Origin of the sequence: Bacteriovorax sp. BAL6_X, from assembly GCF_000443995.1 — a bacterium.
In the GTDB taxonomy this organism is placed as follows: Bacteria; Bdellovibrionota; Bacteriovoracia; order Bacteriovoracales; family Bacteriovoracaceae; genus Halobacteriovorax_A.
In genome coordinates this window covers 595,393-612,861 of the sequence record NZ_AUMC01000010.1, presented here as the reverse complement: position 1 = coordinate 612,861, position 17,469 = coordinate 595,393, and the positions used below count along the sequence as shown (strand labels likewise).

The 17,469-nt window shown below is 36.2% G+C and carries 18 protein-coding genes; 3 read left to right on the top strand and 15 right to left on the bottom strand.

Going from position 1 to position 17,469, the window contains the following annotated elements; all coding sequences use genetic code 11:
- Nucleotides 1–147: 147 nt before the first annotated feature.
- Nucleotides 148–1,206, top strand: coding sequence for a hypothetical protein (locus M902_RS13620; protein WP_021268021.1), 1,059 nt, complete (start codon nt 148–150; stop codon nt 1,204–1,206).
- On the opposite strand, the gene yghU is transcribed toward M902_RS13620, so the two are convergent.
- The 7 genes from yghU to M902_RS13585 form a co-directional block, all read right to left on the bottom strand.
- A complete protein-coding gene (gene yghU, locus M902_RS13615; RefSeq protein WP_021268579.1) occupies nt 1,203–2,060 on the bottom strand; it encodes a glutathione-dependent disulfide-bond oxidoreductase in 858 nt (285 codons plus the stop codon). The genes M902_RS13620 and yghU overlap by 4 nt on opposite strands.
- Before the next feature lie 79 nt (nt 2,061–2,139).
- On the bottom strand, nt 2,140–3,795 hold the full coding sequence (locus tag M902_RS13610; RefSeq protein ID WP_021268352.1) for a Na/Pi cotransporter family protein: 1,656 nt from the start codon (nt 3,793–3,795) through the stop codon (nt 2,140–2,142).
- 20 nt (nt 3,796–3,815) lie between these two features.
- The gene (locus M902_RS13605; protein ID WP_021267755.1) at nt 3,816–4,880 is read right to left on the bottom strand and encodes an AI-2E family transporter; all 1,065 of its coding nucleotides are present in this window, start codon (nt 4,878–4,880) and stop codon (nt 3,816–3,818) included.
- 46 nt (nt 4,881–4,926) lie between these two features.
- Nucleotides 4,927–5,397: a hypothetical protein gene (locus tag M902_RS13600; protein ID WP_021268124.1), complete on the bottom strand. Its 471-nt coding sequence runs from the start codon at nt 5,395–5,397 to the stop codon at nt 4,927–4,929.
- A 125-nt stretch (nt 5,398–5,522) separates the two neighbouring features.
- A complete protein-coding gene (locus M902_RS13595; RefSeq protein WP_021268744.1) occupies nt 5,523–6,035 on the bottom strand; it encodes a hypothetical protein in 513 nt (170 codons plus the stop codon).
- Between the two features lie 81 nt (nt 6,036–6,116).
- Nucleotides 6,117–7,313 (bottom strand): hypothetical protein, encoded by a 1,197-nt coding sequence (locus M902_RS13590; RefSeq protein WP_021267878.1) that lies wholly within the window; start codon nt 7,311–7,313, stop codon nt 6,117–6,119.
- Nucleotides 7,294–8,484 (bottom strand): hypothetical protein, encoded by a 1,191-nt coding sequence (locus M902_RS13585; protein WP_021268474.1) that lies wholly within the window; start codon nt 8,482–8,484, stop codon nt 7,294–7,296. Before M902_RS13585 ends, M902_RS13590 begins: the two co-directional genes overlap by 20 nt.
- A 208-nt stretch (nt 8,485–8,692) precedes the next feature.
- Here M902_RS13585 and M902_RS13580 point away from each other — a divergent pair, with 208 nt between their 5' ends.
- Nucleotides 8,693–9,892: a PAS domain-containing protein gene (locus M902_RS13580; protein ID WP_021268740.1), complete on the top strand. Its 1,200-nt coding sequence runs from the start codon at nt 8,693–8,695 to the stop codon at nt 9,890–9,892.
- Between the two features lie 34 nt (nt 9,893–9,926).
- Here the strand turns inward: M902_RS13580 and M902_RS13575 are convergent, their stop codons facing one another.
- The gene (locus M902_RS13575) at nt 9,927–10,298 is read right to left on the bottom strand and encodes a hypothetical protein (protein WP_021267950.1); all 372 of its coding nucleotides are present in this window, start codon (nt 10,296–10,298) and stop codon (nt 9,927–9,929) included.
- A 159-nt stretch (nt 10,299–10,457) separates the two neighbouring features.
- On the opposite strand from M902_RS13575, the gene M902_RS13570 reads away from it, so the two are divergent.
- Nucleotides 10,458–12,161, top strand: a complete 1,704-nt coding sequence (locus M902_RS13570; protein WP_021267788.1) for a transglutaminase-like domain-containing protein — start codon at nt 10,458–10,460, stop codon at nt 12,159–12,161.
- Nucleotides 12,162–12,291: 130 nt separating this feature from the next.
- Here the strand turns inward: M902_RS13570 and M902_RS13565 are convergent, their stop codons facing one another.
- The 7 genes from M902_RS13565 to M902_RS13535 form a co-directional block, all read right to left on the bottom strand.
- On the bottom strand, nt 12,292–13,017 hold the full coding sequence (locus tag M902_RS13565) for a pirin family protein (protein WP_021268177.1): 726 nt from the start codon (nt 13,015–13,017) through the stop codon (nt 12,292–12,294).
- Between the two features lie 56 nt (nt 13,018–13,073).
- Complete coding sequence (locus tag M902_RS13560) at nt 13,074–13,379, bottom strand: hypothetical protein (protein ID WP_021268039.1); 306 nt, start codon at nt 13,377–13,379, stop codon at nt 13,074–13,076.
- A gap of 1 nt (nt 13,380) precedes the next feature.
- Nucleotides 13,381–15,033, bottom strand: a complete 1,653-nt coding sequence (locus M902_RS13555) for a long-chain-fatty-acid--CoA ligase (RefSeq protein ID WP_021267921.1) — start codon at nt 15,031–15,033, stop codon at nt 13,381–13,383.
- A 15-nt stretch (nt 15,034–15,048) separates the two neighbouring features.
- A complete protein-coding gene (locus M902_RS13550; protein WP_021268613.1) occupies nt 15,049–15,570 on the bottom strand; it encodes a GNAT family N-acetyltransferase in 522 nt (173 codons plus the stop codon).
- Nucleotides 15,557–16,156 (bottom strand): TetR/AcrR family transcriptional regulator, encoded by a 600-nt coding sequence (locus M902_RS13545; RefSeq protein WP_021268257.1) that lies wholly within the window; start codon nt 16,154–16,156, stop codon nt 15,557–15,559. The genes M902_RS13550 and M902_RS13545 overlap by 14 nt, the downstream gene beginning before the upstream one ends.
- 125 nt (nt 16,157–16,281) lie before the next feature.
- Nucleotides 16,282–16,482 (bottom strand): hypothetical protein, encoded by a 201-nt coding sequence (locus M902_RS13540; protein WP_021268695.1) that lies wholly within the window; start codon nt 16,480–16,482, stop codon nt 16,282–16,284.
- A complete protein-coding gene (locus M902_RS13535) occupies nt 16,483–17,313 on the bottom strand; it encodes an endonuclease (RefSeq protein ID WP_021267839.1) in 831 nt (276 codons plus the stop codon). It abuts the gene before it with no gap.
- Nucleotides 17,314–17,469 lie beyond the last annotated feature (156 nt).

Genomic DNA, 17,469 nt, shown 5'->3' with positions numbered 1-17,469 from the left:
ACAAAAATTTACCATGGGTAAAAAAATTTTAGAAAAATCGAACTTTTATATCAGTTATCTTTTTATTGACTGCAGAAATCGCTCTATTTTAAGAAGGAAGGTTTTAAATTAAAATAATTTAACCAAAGTAAATAAAAGAGAGTAGAAATGAAACAAAAATTATTAAAACTAACTTGCCTTTTCTTTTTATCATTTAATTATCTTTACGCAGACTCAATAGATTTCGACGAATCAAAAAGAAACTCCAAGATGAACTATCTTAGACTTTCCTATCAATCGGTAAATAGTGAGAACCTTGAAACAATCTATGAGCAGATTTTAGTGGATTCTTATAGCTATACTGAAGAAGATGCGATGACCAAGAAGACCAGACGTGAAAATGGTCATATTAAGGACTGGGCCAGTTTAAAGAAAAAGAACTTTAGACTCTATGTTGATATTGAGCTTATCGATATTAATAAGTTTATGAAAATTCTAAACTTATCTGATGAGCAAATAAAGGCCCTATTTGGCGTTGTTAAGGCAAAGGAGCAAGTAGCTCAAACACAAAAGAACACGAAGCCTTTAAGCTTTTCTGTTTTCTATATGACTTCTCTTGGGGAGTTTAACCAAAAAAGTGCACCAGGCTCAGTCGAGTTTAAACAAAACTCTTCTGTTTCTCTAGGTCTAACGACAAATTATCAAATTAATGCAAAGTATGGTGCACAGGCCAGTCTTTACTACTCTCAACTTAACACGGCCTCTGCAAATAAGTACCTTGATAATGTTTCCGTAGACCCGGAGATTGGATTTAACTTATATGGAACTTATAAATTCGCTGATTATGGACTTGAATCCTATGGTGGACTTGATTTTGAACGTTTTAATACTTTCAACTTCGATGGCCTAACAGACGCTGACCAAGTGACATTTGATAAGAATCAAATTTTTTTCCTAACGGTAGGAGTTCAAAAGAATTTTAAGTTATATCGTAGAAACTTCTTAGCAAAGTTTAGCTACTCTCACTCAGTGCTTTCAAGCCGTGATATTGGTTATGCAAATACAAGTGATAAGCAAGAGTTTACTGGTGGTAAGGCCATGGCCTATGTTATGGGTGATATTACAAAGAAGATCTTTGCTCACGTTATCTTTAAAATGCACTTTATGGATGGCCCAACCGACTTAACAGTAAATCGACTAGGCCTTGGTTTTGGTTATAAATTTTAACGATATGTAATATCCTTAGCGTCAAAGTCACTTTGACTATGGCGCTCAAGGATTTGTTGATCTTCATCACCCCAAGTACGATTGACTAATCTACCTCTAAGTACAGCTGGTCTCTTAATTAATTCATCTGCCCAACGTATAATATTCTTATATTCATGTACAGATAAGAATTCTGCCGCATCATAGAGCTTGCCTTTTACAAGTGCGCCATACCACGGAAAAATTGCCATATCTGCAATCGAGTATTCATCCCCTGCGATATACTTATGATTTGATAATTGTTTATCAAGTACATCAAGCTGTCTCTTTGTCTCCATCGCAAAGCGGTCTATTGGGTATTCAAATTTTTCAGGTGCATACGCATAGAAATGACCAAAGCCTCCTCCTAAATATGGAGCGCTTCCCATTTGCCAAAATAGCCAATTAAAAACTTCTGCTCTCTTAGCTGGATTCTTTGGTAAGAAGTGACCAAATTTCTCCGCCAAGTAAACAAGAATTGAAGCTGATTCAAAAACACGAATCGGATTTCCGTCATTTTTATCAAGTAAAGCAGGTATCTTAGAGTTTGGATTGATAGCAACAAAATCAGAACCAAACTGGTCCGCTTCCCCAATATTAATTAAATAAGCATCGTACTCAGCTTCTTTAATTCCAAGCTCTAATAATTCTTCGAGCATAATCGTAACCTTAACTCCATTAGGCGTTCCTAACGAGTATAATTGAAAAGGATGCTCTCCTTGTGGAAGCTTCTTTTCAAAGCGTGCTCCTGCAGTTGGGCGATTGATACTTGCAAACTCTCCCCCATTGCCTTCTTTAAATGTCCATACTTTTGGTGGTTCATATTTTTGATTCATATTTTTCTCCTAGTAACACATAAAGTATAACAACCACTAAAGGTAAAAATAAATCTAAACTTGACGAAGATTTAACTCACTAAACATGGGCCTGTGCCGCATTCTCTGTGTGACTTCTAATTTTTCTAAGAGCTACTATCATATCAGAATATGTAAGAGCACCCAAAGCATCGTATTCGCCACTTGAAACACGATCTAAATGCTTCTTTCTTATCTGCTCTGCCTGATCCCGTAATTCCTTTGACTTTCGTTCTGCAACGCTATAGTCCACTCGATCCAGTAATATTTGATTTGAGACTGAATCATAGAAGGCCTTAACATTAACAAACAGAGCATCAAAATCTTTCTTTGCTTCATCACGAATAAGCTTAGAGATATCACCACGAGCACTATATGCAATAAGTCTTTCAATATAATCAGCAATACTCTCTAGTTCATCAACTTCTTTAATCATCGATTGAGCGCGACGAGATTCGTCTTCACTTAAAGGATTAACCATAAGTTTAACAATGAAGATCGTAACTTCTTTTTGAATATTATCAGTAATCCTCTCGTAGTCCTTGGCCTTAAGAGAAATTCGTTCTTGATCCTTAAAGTTTTGTTTTATGTAAATCTCTTCGGCAAGAGCGTAAAGTCTAGAAACGATATCTTTCATTTTATTAACTTCGGCCTGTGCCTGAGCAAGTGCTGCGGCCGTCACCATTTGACTTGGATCTCCAAGCATCACAAGATGATGCTGTTCTTTTTCTCCTGTCGCAGGTGTGATCTTTGTGACAAAGTTTGCTAATTGATTGAGAAATGGAATAAAAATAACGGTTGCTGCAACATTAAAAATCGTATGTCCAGAGGCAATATGAACAGCAACATTCACAAAGTCACCTTCCGCGTTCACAGCATTAGCAGCTCCGGGAACAAGATAATCGATAAACTCAACATAGAATGGAAAGAATAAGAAGATTATAAGTACACCCAGAAGATTGAATATAGCGTGAGCACGAGCGGCCCTTTTGGCCGTTATATTTGCCCCAACGCTAGCAAGAAGGGCCGTAATCGTTGTTCCAATATTCTCACCTAATACGAGTGCTGCCGCCGTATGAAATTGAATCACTCCTGAACTAGCAAGAGCAATGGTAATCCCTAGCATGGCCGAAGAAGATTGAATAACAACAGTCAAAATACAACCAACGATGATACAAGCAAAGTATGCGCCGTAGTTTTGTTCAGAAAAGTATGAAATCATACTTAAGAATTCAGGCATCGTTCTTAGAGGTTTGAATGCATTAGACATAATACTTAGGCCAAAGAAGATCATCCCAACAGAAAATAAGATACGCCCAATTTGACGATAGCGATTAGTTTTAGCAAATAAGAGAGGAAAGATTCCTAGTCCAATAAATAGTAGGCCATACTTCCCTACCTTTATTGAAATAATCCACCCGGTAACAGTTGTTCCAATATTTGCACCTAGAATGACTCCGATTGCTTGACTTAAGTTCATGAGTCCAGCATTAACAAAACCTACCGTCATCACAGATGTGACAGATGAGCTTTGAACAAAGATCGTGACAAGAGTTCCAACGATGATAGCTGAGAAGCGATTTGTTGTAATTTTGTTAATCGTATTTTTTACAACATCACCGGCAACAGACTGTAAGGCCTCGGACATATTCTTCATTCCATAGAAGAAAATTCCAAGACCTCCTAAAACAGAATAAATGAGCTTAAAGACTTCCACTGCTCTTCACTTCCTTTCGCCTATGATACGACGTTATATTGATCATGATAAATTTCAACAATTGTTAAAAAGAGAATTCCTATAATTGGGCCATAGAAGATTCCACCCATTCCAAATACTCCCATCCCTCCAATAATTGCAAGTAAGACAAAAGTTGAATTAATTTGAATACGGTTACCAATAAACTTTGGTTTGAACCAATTTTCAACAATCAGGCCAACAAGTGCTGTAAAAATAAATAGCGCCACTCCTGAAGCAGGACTACCTGTCAGAACCAGATAAAGACTTGCAGGGATTGTTACAATTGAAATCCCAACAAGTGGAACAAATGCTAGGAATATCATCAGAACTGTCCAAAGCACAACAGACTCAATACCTGCGGCCCAAAGAGCAAGTCCTCCAAGTACGCCTTGAATTACCCCTCCAACTCCATTACAAACAAGAGTCACGTAATTCATTTGGTTAAATTTATCGAGAATCTTTTGTTCTTGATCTGATGGTAGTGGTGAAAGATCGAAAATATATGTTTTGAGTCTTTTTCCTTCAACAAAAATACCAAAGACCACAATCATCATTATCGCAAGATCAAAAATAAAAGTAATAATATTTCCAACGATCGAGTTAATACTAGAAATAACCGTTCCAGAGATTCCTTTTAGAGTTCCAAATACTGTTGTCTTAACTTGCTCCATATCAATATCAACACCTGTGATATCGGAAACACTTTTAATAAGAACAGCAACGGGACCATCTCCAAATAAGAAATCATTTACCTCATGGTGAGACATTGCCTTCATTATTGTTTGATAAAGACTTAAGGCTTCCTTACTAAGAGCGATTGATAGGAAGATGAGAGGAATAAGAACCAATAGAATAATAAGACAACTTGTAACTGTAGCCGCTAAATTATCAGAAAGTTTATACTTCTCAATAAAGCGATTATTTAGTGGATTAAAAACACCTGCTAAGACAAAGCCAAAAATGATTGGAGCAATCATTTGCTTGGCCATCATCCAAACAAGGTAACAGACTAAAAGAAAGATACAACCGAAGAATACGTACGTTACGTTAAATTTATTTTGCATGTAAATATTGTATGTTTGAAATGATTAATAAGCAATTTATAATGCCCTACTTTATAAGTGATTTACACTGCTTAAGCTCTAAAAAGAATTTTATAAACTTTGTCAGATAATATGCCCCTGGAAGTATTCCTATCACTGCCCCATAGGACATGGCCATTGCAAAATCATTTAAGAAATAAGCAATTATCACAAAGGCACCAATAAAGAGAATTGTTCCAAAGCATAGAAAAATAGGAATAAAGTTTACGATCATACTAAAGATGATTGCTCTAGTCGTCGTTGCTGTCAGCACCTCTTTTCCAATTCTTGCCATTGAAATATAGAAGAACTTCCCCACCTTAAAGTAAGCCAATTCAACCTCTTCATCCTTATCGAAATTTTCAGCGATTGAAACTGATGTAATAACATTCTCTATTACAGTTCCATTCTCAAACTTGATAAAATTAAAAACACGATCACTTCCACTTGGAGTCGAAGTTTCGTAACCCACAACCTTTGATCTTATATTTAAAACCATACTAGAACCCTTAAAATGATTAGGGCATTATCGGCAATATACTGGACAACTTTACTTAGAGATTATTTATTTGGAAGAATTTAAAAATGAAAAAGCCTCCGAAAGGAGGCCTTATTAATTTAATCTTAATAGCAGTAGTAACTACCCCAGTAATCACGATAGCAATCATAGTAGTAAGTGTAGTGAAATGCATACCAGTAGTAATAGAATGCAACACCACCGAATACAACAAAGTATAAACCGTAGTCGTAACTGTAGTAACCAGAATAGTTAGCACCAGTGTTCTTCATACCATCAACATAATCTTGAATTAGTGACTTAGATTCTTCAAGAGTCATATTCTCTACGTCAATTGATCCAACAAGGTTAGAAAGCTCTGATGCAACTTTCTTATCTTTGATATTTGCTTGTAGGTAATTTAAAACCTCAGATGGCGTAATACCTTCTTGAGCTAGATCACCCAGTTGTTTTTCAAATGATTTTACAGTTTCATTGTAGAAGTTTTGATCTTTTTGATCCCACTCTACAGATAATTTAAATTCAACTTCTTCAAAAATTGGCGCGATTTTAGCTTCAACATTTGCAAGAGCTGAGAACGAAAAGCATACAAGTGCCATAGCAGCTAATTTTCTTAACATGAACATCTCCCTATTAGTAACAGATATGGGTATCTACCCTATCTAAATATATTTTGTCAATTTCATAAAGACTTAATTCTTTTATAAACCCATCTCATGATAGGCATTTTGAAGATTTATGCGATCTCTCAAGGGTGACTTACAACTTCTTCGACACTCCTTAAAAATGGACCTCAATAATTCTCCTCTAATATTTGAGCTACTTGTAATATTCTTGCGAACATCATAAATTAGCCCATGGCTTGATTCCTTATCAAGCTCTCGAACTTGCCACAAAACCCCAAGAACAAAATCAATATTGGCATAAGCATTAGTTTCAAAACTAGCATTATAGATTTCATCACGAAAGGCGTCCTTTTCACGAACTCTTTTTGCATAGTCTTTTACATTATCAGCAATTGTGGCACTATCTGCGATTGAAGCCGCAAAGAAATCGGCCATTCCTTCATTAACTGGCGAAGAGTGGCTAAGCCCTAAATGATCGCTTAGAGCAACATGAGCAAACTCGTGGTAAACAACTTCCGGAATAAAACTTGTGTCTAAAAAAAACTTTTTCCCTTGAAGCAGACCATAGAGTTTTTTCATAGCAAAGAACGATGCCTCGATTATAGCAGTTGAGCCAAGTATGCTAAGCCCGCTTTCTTTTAAAGCATCTCCGGTAAGTAAGAATAAATCACTAACAAACTGTTGAAAGCTTGCTAATCGCGACTGGTTTCTAAACTCTTTAAAAATAGCGGCAGTTTGCTCAAAGTCATTCTTTAGGCCTTCCTTAGGAAGATCTATTTCCTTGGCAGGACGAAACCAAATTTCGTAATTCCAAGGCTTAATTCCAAATCTCGCCCTTCCCTTACCTGGTGGAATCGAAAGTGCGTTATTATATTCAGGAGATAAATTGTCATGTGCAAAATGCCCAATCGAATTAAATTGATTTGTTATATTTAAACGCACCACAAGCTGTGGTAACTCTTTTACGTATGTTGATTTAACTACGTTTAAGAAATAACTCTTTGCTTTTGTCAGGTGATAAAAGACACTTGCCGCTCTAAGTTTTTCGACTTCATCTTCTAAAGTCCCTAGATTAATTGCTTCATTTGATTTACCATATACAATTTTAAAATTGCGGTTTTCCAGTAATGATGTATTTGTTAAATCAAGCTCTACTTCTTTCTTAACCAAGTCCATATCACCATCACGAGTGATCACTTGGGCCTTAAAACCTGCCATGATTGACGATGAAAAAAGTAAAGCGAGAAGAAGCTTAGAAAATTGAATGATCACGCGGTGGCTCCTGCTTTGTCTCTGTTAACATTTCAATACCAACTAGTGATAAAACTTTCACCAAGTAAAACGTAGTTGGTATAGCTGCAACAAAGATCGTTCCATATCGTCTAATAAATCTTTTTCTTTTTTCGGCCTTTGTAAGCTCAGGGTTCCAAACATCATCTACTAACGCTAGAGTACTGAGGTCCTCTCCTGAAACAAGACCTGTTTCAAAAGCTGCGGCCAGAATATCTTCAAACCCAACATCAATACCTTCAAATAAATTCATCATCTGAAGATCACCTAACTCTTTTCTTACCATTTTGGCAGCAAAACGGTACTGCTCCATTGGGTCTAAAATAATTTCTTCAACGCTTTCATCATCAATGATAACGTTGATAATTACTTCATCCGCATTAAGTCGATTAAGCAACCTCTGAGTCATTCCCCTTAGATAGATAATTTGAAATTGGTTATACTTAGCAAGTAAGGCTTCTCTACGTGACACCTTACTTTTCTCAGCTCTTCCCGAAATATAGTCAGTTTTTTGAATATTAATTCGGTCAGGAAACTGCTTTGTAAGAAAGTTTTGTACTTTTAGATACTCTGCTAGTGTTTGAGGTTCAAGGTGATAATCTTCTTGAACTAGCCTTTTGAGCATCCAATAGGTACGCTTATCAATTAAGTTTTGATGATAAGCTTTCTTAAGAAACTTTATTGGCCTCTTTTCCCCTAATTCCTTAAATAAATTTATTGCGATAGTGTTAAAACACACCCCTTTCTGGAGAGCATTTTGAAAGTTTACGAAAGACTTCTTCTTAAAGTTTTTAACAATTGGATTAAATGGTGATAGTTGCTTTTCTTTCTTAGATACCTCAAAAGACCTTACTGTTCTTAAAAGTAGACGGTATTGAGTATCATCAATTCTAGAGTTACTTCGTAAATAAATGAGAACTTCTTTTAACTTTCCACCGATCAATTGATATAGTTCTTCTAAAGCATCAAACTCACAAGTAAATGTTGAAAGAACAGCATCATCTAGCATCGCCTGCTCTTGAGAACTAAGCTCAATCATCGCCTTTGAGAGTTCTTCCTTGTCGAAGTACACACTTGCTCCCGCAAGGTTTAGGCCACACGCCTGAAAACTCATATTCAATGACAGAATAAAGATAAGTAGATGATTTTTCATATGTCTATCTACCCTGAACAGACAACAAAGAAAATAAGTGGTGAAATTTATACACTAATTATTTAGTTGTAAATATTTTTTAATGGATTAAGATACAACCAAACATAAAGAAACAAGTAAAATCAATAATTTATGACATTTGTCATGTTTTTACTTATTTCTACATTCAAAACAAAAACTATTAATTAATTCACAAATGGGAGGATGCATGTCGAAGGATAGAGAGAGTGACTTCGATTTTGATGAGCTGTTTTTCTCGAGAACCGATAAACGAGGTGTAATCGCGTCAGGGAATTCTGTATTTCAACGAGTAAGTCAATATGAGTGGGAGGAGATGCTAGATAGGCCCCACAAGGTTGTTAGGCATCCAGAAATGCCTCGCGGGGTATTCTCATTACTTTGGGATACTATTGCCCAAGATAAAATGATTGGCGCCTATATCAATAATCGAGCTAAGGATGGAAGTAATTACTGGGTATTTGCCCTCGTTTCACCTATTGAAGATGGTTACCTATCAGTTAGGCTAAAGCCTAGTAGCAACTTCTTTGAGATTTTAAAAGAGAAATATAGTGAGCTAACTCAATTAGAAAGTCGAAAAAAGCTTAGCCCATCCCAATCTCAAGAGATTCTTCTAACAATGGTTACAGAGTTGGGCTTTGAGTCTTACGAACACTTTATGATTGAGGCGCTAATGCAAGAGCTCGAATCAAGACAAAAGGTACTAGGAGAAGCGCCAATTGAGGAACTTAAATTATTAAGAAAGGCCTTAGAGTCAGGTTCATTTCTACAAGAAAAGTCAGAAGGTATTTTTGAAGAGTATAAAAAGACATCTCTAGTTCCAATGAATCTTGAAGTGCAAGCAGCAAGAATAGGAGAAGAGGCGGCCTCAATGGCAACAATTTCTACTCAATACGATGATCTTGCAAAAGAGATTCAAGATGAAATAAATAAGTTTATGGAATCTGGTAAATTAGTTCAGGAAAAAGTAAAAGATTGCCAATTCTTCGTATGTAACTCGATACTTCAAAGAGAAATTTACAATTTTTTCGAAAAAGAAACAAAGCCTTCACCTATTCAAAAAGCAAATGAAATGCAGATTTTGGCACAACTACAAGAACAACAAATAAGAGAGGCCAAAACTAGCTTAGTTGAGATTCAAACGGAATTTAGTGAATTTAAAAAAGTTTGCAACGACGTAAAGAAGTTAGCAATTGGGCTAGAGATGGTAAGCATAAGTGGAAAAATCGAAGCAGCGAAGCTTAATAGAAATTCAGGAGAGCTTTCAGGTCTTCTCGATCAACTCTCAATCTTTAAGGACTCACTAAAGAAGTCACTTACAGAGATAAATGATATTGGAAACGAGTTAGTTCATCAAATTACACAAATGAATAAAGTATTAATTAAATGATTATTAACACGGCCTTGATTCTATTAAGGTCGTGTTATTCTTCCTCTCCTTCCTTACTTTTAAATGAAGATGGGATAATATCAATTCCAAGTCTTTCACCTAACTTAACAACAAATGGAATTGTAAGGGGAGCAAAAGGTAATAATATAAGTACACCAACCCCAAGCCCTTTTACGATTTCAACAAATTGTTTATTGGCCTCTATCATCTCTTTCTTAGAGGCACGCCCTTGAGTATATCTAGCATATGTAGCAAACATTTCTTTCGTTTCTATACCTTCTTTCTCCAGTCCATCACGAAGTAAAACTAGAGATTTTCTTAGCTTTAACCGAAACCCCTTTCTTTTAGAGGCAAAATAGATCAACTTATCAAGATATAGATTTTCTATTTTTCTTAGTAAATTCACACTGCTCATTGCCCTTTATCGAAGTTAAATAATGAATAAATATTATACGGCCGTATAACATCACGACACAACCCTTTGGCCAACTAAATGAATTTACGAGAAAATTAATGGCACCCACCTTGCTTTATATCTACTGAATTATCAAATGGAGCGATTTTAATGCAGAAAATCATTTTTCTAAGTTTACTATTTACCTTTACTACACATGCTGACTTTAGTTTCAATGCTAATGTCTCCACTACTAAAACTAAAGAAAGGAAATACAAAACAAAACCGCTTATTCAAACTGATGAGTTCAATACAAATTCTTATTGGGCAGACACAAAGAGAAGAACCAATGTTGTAAAATCAATTGTTGGTTGTTTAAGTGAAAACTGTGCCTATTTTAACGATATGGCAATGTCAGATATCTTTAAAGAGTCCGTGGCACAATTTGGTAAAGAGGAAGGAGAAATATACTTTACCAATGTAGTTGCCGGCCTAATAATAGGCTCTCCCGAAATTATAAGAGAGAAAATCTATTCATCATCAAAGTTTCTCCTAAGCTTTAATCAAAAAATGTATCTTGCTCATATTCTCGGTTCGATTATGAGTGACCATTACGATTTTGAACGAGATAAAGATGGAGTTATCACAACAGAAGAAATCTTTGATGCGATTAAAAATAATACTCAAGCTGGTGTTTGTCGTGACATTGCCGTAACTCAAGCAAATATTTTAAAAAAATTAAATGTTGAAGACGTCTATGTAGTCGCCTATAACACGAGAAACGTAGGTCATGCGACAGTAATAGTCCAAGACCCGGGAAATAAAGATAGAATTATTAATTTCAACTACGGTGAAACAAGAATAAATGAGAGTCAAAGCGCACAAGGCTTAGCTCAAGATACAACTCTAGCTGATTTTGGAATTAATTACCGTATCTTTAATGCAGATGGCGAGCCAGTTGATCGTGTACCTAGTGAGGTCGGCTATCTACTAAATCAGGCAGTCGGATTAGATCTTGATCTCGTGGCACCAGGTGTTGAATTTGATAATATTGATGTAATTTCTATGAACTATGAAAATGGAGAAATTAGAGCAAAAAGTTATTATGCTGAATCAGCAAGTGGTCTAAAAGCGTCAGGAGTTGCAGCAAGCCTAAGAAAGCAAGGTGATAACATTAGCCTAAATACGGGAATTGCAATTCAAAGGGAACAAAAGAAGTTAGAACATAGGGAATTTATCAAGGATAGTACTAGCTTCTATTTCGGTATGGATATTGAACTTAGGACTGGAAAAGTTGACTTAGGTATTCTGAGAAATGTTTACGCAGATGTAAAGTCACACCTAAGTGTTACAGTAGGAACAGGAAAGATAAAAGTCGATAAATATCAAACAGAAGGTGATTTTAGCGACAACCAAAATATGTACAGCTCATCTCTATATGCAGACTCGAGTTACTTGGGGGTAGATTGGAAAGGAATAGTCACTGCCCATGCCTCAATTATGAAGGCCGATGTTAGAGAAGAAGGTAAGGTTACCTTGGCCGTTATTGGCGGAACAATCAAAAATGAACTAAAGAAGCAAATTATAAATGAGTATGGCGTAGGAATACAAAATACTATCTATATCAGGCAAGAAGGGGCAACTGCTGACTATAGTGTGACTCTTTTCTCAGAAGATGGACGCCATTCATTTGAAATTGGGTTAAAGGCACCACTATATGGTAAGACGGGATTTTGGGTTAAAGGAAATCAAAAATCGACATATTTATCAGCTCAAACAAAAATATTAAAAGATAGTTTAAAATTAGGGATCATGTATATAAAAAAGGAAAATCAAGAATCGACATATCGACTTGAAGGTGAATATACTTTCTAGTTAAAATGATTATTTATTTTTAATCAATATATAAACTGACGTAGATAGTCTTCGATAACTTTATAAAACTCACCCTCACATTGGTTCACTCTACTTATGGACCAATGTGACAACAAAGAGATTGAAGACTTCAGTTATATTTCTCAACATCCATCGGAACTTCCATCACAAGAATCTCTGAGTCATTAAGCGATTTCAACTTAATATTATTATCTGAGTCAATTCCTAACCCATCACAATTTGATAAAATTAAATCATTAACCCTAACCTCACCTTTTATAATAAAGATATAAACGCCATTAGACTTAAGATACTTTCTATACGTTAGATTTTGTCCTTCTTCCAAATTAGCTAATGAAAAGAAGGCATTTTGATTAATTGAGACAGAATCATCTCGCCCATCAGAAGAGACAATTAATTGAAACTCGCCTCTACGACTAGATTCCTTATAATATTTTTGAGAATAAGAAGGTCTAATATTATGCTCTTTAGGAAGCACCCAAATTTGTAAGAGATGCACCTCTTCTCTGTCAGAGTTATTATATTCACTATGAGAAATTCCGGATCCGGCCGACATTACCTGAACCTCACCCTTCTTTATAATAAAGTCATTTCCTATACTATCTTGATGGTGAAGAGAGCCCTCTAGTGGAATCGATATAATCTCCATATTGCGATGAGGGTGGGTGCTAAAGCCTTCACCTGGAGCGATAATATCGTCATTAATAACCCTAAGTGTTCCAAAGTGAATTCTTTCCGGATCATAATAACTGGCAAAGCTGAAAGTATGATTACTCCTTAACCATCCATGTTCGACATGGCCACGAGAATCTGCGCGGTGAAGTACATTCGTCATCTTTCCTCCTACATTTCTGATATTATATCGGTCTTCAATATCTCGATGTAGGTAAATTAAATTAAAATTTTAGTTGGAGGATCGAGCAGGAACTCCAAAAGAAGCTCAATCTCTTTAGCAAGATCAGGTTCAATCTTAGTCCACTTCTTTTGACTCACTTGAATCTGCTCATAAAGTTCTATTGCTTTCTTCTTGATTTTAAAGGTTGAGCCCTCTGAAATAGACTCAACCATTCTCCACTTTAATTCATCAAGGATATAGTAATAAGTTTGTGGGCCGTCATCTTTTTCTAACTCTTGGCCGATGACGGTAACAAGATCCCACCAATCATTTTTACGATACCTTCTAGAACTTGAATACATCTTAACGTAACTCTCGGCGAAGTACCTTACCTACGTTATTCTTTGGAAGGTCATCGACAAATGCAATTTGTTTTGGAACTTTGTATCCGGCTAAGTTTTTCTTTGCATAGGCCTTAATATCTTCTTCAGTTAAAGAGGTATTTGACTTAACAACAAAAACCTTAACAACCTGCCCTGATCTTTCACTATCAATTCCTATAGCTGCAACATCCTGAACTCCATCAAGCTCAAGAAGAACACCTTCGACCTCATTTGGATAAACATTAAAGCCTGAAACAACAATCATATCTTTTTTACGATCTAGAATTCTTAGAAATCCTTTTTCATCAATCGTTGCGTAATCTCCAGTCTTAAGCCATCCGTCTTTTGTAAAAGTCTTACTCGTCTCTTCAGCTTGATTCCAGTATCCCTTCATTACCTGAGGTCCTTTTACACAAAGCTCCCCCTCTTCATTAAAGCCTAACTCATTTTCTTCTCCATCAATGATTTTAATATCAGTAGAAGGAAGAGGAAGCCCAATTGATCCAATTTCATCAGTCCCATCTGTTGGGTTACAACTAACAACAGGAGACGCTTCAGTTAGGCCATACCCTTCGATGACTCTTGTCTTAGTTACTTTCTCCCACTCTTGTTTAACAGCAGGTTTAAGGGCCATCCCACCAGCAACACTGAATCCAATAAAGCTTAGGTCATGCTTTCTAAAGTCCTCATTAGCAAGAAGAGCTTGTAGAAGAGTATTTACAACGATCATAACTTTAGGCTTATGCGTATAAATATCTTTGATTAATGAATTAAGATCGCGCGGATTAGTGACAAGAACATTTGTCATCCCCATCTTAAAGAATCCAAAGATATTAACTGATAATGTGAAGACGTGATAAATTGGTAGTGGAGCTAGAATATTAGCCTGTTCCGTACCTAGGCCAGCATTAATCCAAACATCCATTTGTAACATATTGGCAATAATATTTCGGTGAGTAAGAATTGCGGCCTTTGTTTTTCCAGTCGTTCCACCAGTGTATTGAAAAAGAGCTGTATCTTCTCTTTTAATCGTTGGGAAAGCTGTACGCCCCCCCCTTCCTTTAGCGATAGCTTCATTAAGCGTTAAGTACGTTCCTTTATAAGCAGGTATCATTTTTTTGATGTGTTTAATAACAAAGTTCGTAAGTTTTCTCTTTACTAAAGGAAAGAAGTCTCCGATTTCAGTTGTGATAATATGCTCAATCTTACTTCCTTCAATGGCCTCTTCTAAATTTGCCACAAAGTTTGAACAGATAACAATTGCCTTTGCTCCACTATCTTCAAGAACTTTTTTTACTTCTCTCGTTGTATAAAGTGGGTTTGTATTAACAACAACTAGCCCCGCCTTAAAGGCCCCAAAGAGAGCAACAGGGTATTGTAGAAGGTTTGGCATCTGAATCATGATGACATCACCTTTTTTAAGTTTTAAATCTTTAATAAGATAGTTAGCAAATGCATCAGACTTCTCTCTCACCTCTTGATAAGTCATACTTGCATTCATGTTGATAAATGCTTTTCTTGTCGAAAACTTTTCGCAAGTCTCATCAATCATTTCAACAATATTATTATATTGATCAGGGTTAATTTCTGCTGCTGCATTCTTAGGGTAATTTTCTAACCATACTTTCTTCATTTATATATCCTTTTCTTATAGCTTTAATCTTATATTCACAATTCCCATTGTTTCCGGCTCAATGACGACTTCACCGCGGCTTTTTAAAAGCCCTAGTACTCCATGATTTCCAGTACTGGCCGTTCCATATATTTCTTTTATATTGCGCTCTTTAGCTGCCTCAATTAAATGATCAATTAAAATTCCACCAAAACCCATGCGATGATATTTATCAATCACAGTAACAGCGAACTCGGCACTCGGTGAATTATCTGAGTCACGGTAGAATCTTGTCGAGCCTACAGGAAGCTCCCCTTCCTCACTTTCTTGCATAATTGTCAAGGCCACATGATTGATATAATCAGGACATGTGAACAACTCTAAGTCCTTCTTTGAGAGACTTTTTTTTGCCGCTAGAAAACGATTGCTTAACGTACGATGAGAGGCCATCTTAAAAGCTTCGATCAACTTCTCTTGATCTTTCTCACTCACACTTCGAATCACGTATTTCTTGTCACGATGATCGAAATGCTTAAAGAAGTTATTATTGTATTTCACTATAGCTACCAATGACACAGGCTCGATTTAGCGTCTTTATAAATTGTTCCTTTAAAAGATCATATTCTTCCTCATCCCTACCACGGCCGATCCACGAGTGAACTAACTCTCTGGCCGCACCAAATAAAATAGCATCGAGAATATGGCGATCTACAATTTTAGTATTTTCAAGTTCTGCTTGTTTTTTGAGGACTTCATAAATTTTTGTCGATAAAATTTCATACTCACTAACTAACAGTTCACGAATTTCTTGGAAGCCAGACATTGTCGCCTTCCAAAAGAAGTCACTCTCCCTAACTTCATGCTTATGCCAACCAAAATAAATGCAAACTAAATCATTTAAAGTTTGTTCTATCGACTTGGCATTACTAGCAGCGACAAAGGCCCTATTTCTAACCTTAGCTGAAAGCTTTATGAAAAGGGACTTATAAATATCTTCTATGCCACCAGGGAAGTGATAATAAAAAGTTCCAGTAGAAAGCCCGGTGTGCTTCTTTAGTTTAGAAACTGATATATCTAAGATGGCCTCTTCATTTAAAAGCTCTAAGACACCCTCAAAAATGGCCTCTTTTGAATCCTGTTTCACGATCACTCCATTCTGTAGACAACTTGTCTAGACGTATAATCTAGAATATGCCACAGCAGAACGTAAGACTCAAGCTAAATGATCTAAGTAGCTGAAAGTTAGTAACTAAAATTTAAACAAGGAAATTACTTTAATAGCTGACACTTAACTGCAAATTTAATTTTATCAAATCCTTCAGCGCCAAACCATTCAACATATTGGCAATAGATTGATTTGTAGAGATCAGTGTCTTGATATTCGAGGTAGAGTTCTTCCCCAACAGGAGTGGAGAAGAACGGAACGAGAAAAATAAATGTTAGAATAATTGTAATAAGAATTCTAAACATCTATTGAACCTCCCAAATGGCCATCGCCCACTCAGGGTGATCGATGAAAGGGTTACGGTTCTTTTGATATTCACATGCAATATCATTTCTTCTTCTTTCGTGTTCACTTACAGGATCTTGCTTATGCCACTTTAGAAGTAGTCTTATAAACCAAGAACTATAAGTTTGTTCACGTGACCCATTAGTCATTGGATTATTTTTAAATCTTGGAATCTCAGCTTCATAGCGAACTGCAAAGTAAAGCATTGCTCTTGCAATATCGCCTTTAAATTCATCGATTGGTTCAAAGACACGGCCACGGTAACCACTTGTCGCACTTCTTCCAACCTTAGATCCGTTCCTAGAAGTCCATGATGCGTCACCAACTTCTCCAAAAGGATAAGACCCACGGTATCCATTTACCTTGCCATCAGTAGGATAAACATGAAAGATATCTGTCTTCATTGGGCGTCTCTTATTAAAGAGGCCTTGAGGAAATAAGTGTTCTCTATTATAGCAATCGCCTTCTCCCTTGTACTGGCCACAAGTTCTGCGACCTGGTTGATAACGATAAGGATCTCTTCCATTTGGATTTTCAGAGTACATATCCATAATCGTGCGATCACCATCGTAAGTAGTATCAAGATCTGTACTACGATACGCCTTAAGAAGGTCATCATACGAGATACCACGGTGAGTCCTTCTCAATAGTGAAGAAAGTTCAGATTTAAACTCGTACCCAGATGCATCTTTTGAAAGTCGTGAATAGAATTGTGTTTGATCACAAGTTGATGCGAAGATCGAGTTTGCGATGAGAATTAGAAAAGTTGTTGTGATGTGTGTGATTTTCATGCAAAGAGAGTATCGACTAAAATACATGAACACAATGAAAAATTTATTAAATCTTATAGGGGGTATTAGGTATTCTTATAAATAGATACTCTTTACAAGAAGGCGTACCTTCTAAGGAGCTGAAATTCTTCACTTCCTTAAAAGGTACTATGCATC

Coding starts and splice junctions, on each gene's coding strand:
- M902_RS13565 (WP_021268177.1), bottom strand. CDS start 13,017: ATGACGAATGTACTTCACCGCGCAGATTCTCGTGGCCATGTCGAACAT.
- M902_RS13540 (WP_021268695.1), bottom strand. CDS start 16,482: ATGTTTAGAATTCTTATTACAATTATTCTAACATTTATTTTTCTCGTT.
- M902_RS13580 (WP_021268740.1), top strand. CDS start 8,693: ATGTCGAAGGATAGAGAGAGTGACTTCGATTTTGATGAGCTGTTTTTC.
- M902_RS13600 (WP_021268124.1), bottom strand. CDS start 5,397: ATGGTTTTAAATATAAGATCAAAGGTTGTGGGTTACGAAACTTCGACT.
- M902_RS13605 (WP_021267755.1), bottom strand. CDS start 4,880: ATGCAAAATAAATTTAACGTAACGTACGTATTCTTCGGTTGTATCTTT.
- M902_RS13535 (WP_021267839.1), bottom strand. CDS start 17,313: ATGAAAATCACACACATCACAACAACTTTTCTAATTCTCATCGCAAAC.
- yghU (WP_021268579.1), bottom strand. CDS start 2,060: ATGAATCAAAAATATGAACCACCAAAAGTATGGACATTTAAAGAAGGC.
- M902_RS13555 (WP_021267921.1), bottom strand. CDS start 15,033: ATGAAGAAAGTATGGTTAGAAAATTACCCTAAGAATGCAGCAGCAGAA.
- M902_RS13560 (WP_021268039.1), bottom strand. CDS start 13,379: ATGTATTCAAGTTCTAGAAGGTATCGTAAAAATGATTGGTGGGATCTT.
- M902_RS13595 (WP_021268744.1), bottom strand. CDS start 6,035: ATGTTAAGAAAATTAGCTGCTATGGCACTTGTATGCTTTTCGTTCTCA.
- M902_RS13620 (WP_021268021.1), top strand. CDS start 148: ATGAAACAAAAATTATTAAAACTAACTTGCCTTTTCTTTTTATCATTT.
- M902_RS13570 (WP_021267788.1), top strand. CDS start 10,458: ATGCAGAAAATCATTTTTCTAAGTTTACTATTTACCTTTACTACACAT.
- M902_RS13585 (WP_021268474.1), bottom strand. CDS start 8,484: ATGAAAAATCATCTACTTATCTTTATTCTGTCATTGAATATGAGTTTT.